The organism is Streptomyces tricolor (genome assembly GCF_002155905.1).
GTDB classification, from domain to species: domain Bacteria; phylum Actinomycetota; class Actinomycetes; order Streptomycetales; family Streptomycetaceae; genus Streptomyces; species Streptomyces tricolor.
In genome coordinates this window covers 1-685 of record NZ_MUMF01000826.1, presented here as the reverse complement: position 1 = coordinate 685, position 685 = coordinate 1, and the positions used below count along the sequence as shown (strand labels likewise).

At 78.5% G+C, this 685-nt stretch carries 1 protein-coding gene; it reads left to right on the top strand.

Annotation, left to right across the window (positions count from 1 at the left end; translation table 11 throughout):
* Window positions 1–464: D-glycero-beta-D-manno-heptose 1-phosphate adenylyltransferase (rfaE2, locus tag CCN44_RS40215; protein ID WP_086704078.1), on the top strand; the 464-nt coding region annotated here is incomplete at its 5' end.
* Window positions 465–685 lie beyond the last annotated feature (221 nt).

The window sequence follows — 685 nt, the reverse complement described above, 5'->3', positions numbered from 1 at the left end:
GCACCGCCGCCCGGGTCCGGGCCGCGGGCGGCACCGTCGTCGCCGCGGGCGGCTGCTTCGACCTGCTGCACGCCGGCCACGTCGCCCTCCTCCAGGCCGCCCGCCGGGCCGGCGACTGCCTCATCGTGTGCGTCAACTCCGACGACTCGGTACGCCGCCGCAAGGGCGACGGCCGCCCCCTCGTCCCGGCCGCCGACCGGGTGCGGGTGCTGCGCGCCCTGGAGTGCGTGGACGCCGTCGCCGTGTTCGACGAGGACACCCCCGAACGCATCCTCGGCGAACTCCGCCCGCACATCTGGGCCAAGGGCGGCGACTACGCCCGGACCCGGCTGCCGGAACAGCCCCTGGTGGAGAGCTGGGGCGGCCAGGTCCTGCTGCTGCCCTACCTGGACGGCCGCTCCACCACCGGCCTCGCCCGGCGGGCGGCCCTGGCCCCCGCTCCGACCGGAGGACACCGGAGGTGACGTACGAGGTGACCGACCGCGATCAGCACGGGAGCGAGCCGGCCGGCGGGCACCGACCGCGCCGGTGGCCAGGGCGAGTTCGGTGAGGCCCCGCGGCTGGGCGAGGACGACCCGGTGGCCGGGGAAGGCCCGGCGGATGCCGCGCAGCGCGGGCACGCCGGCCAGCAGGTCGCCGAGGCCCAGCGCGCGCAGGACCAGGACGCGCGGTCGGTGCCCGCCGG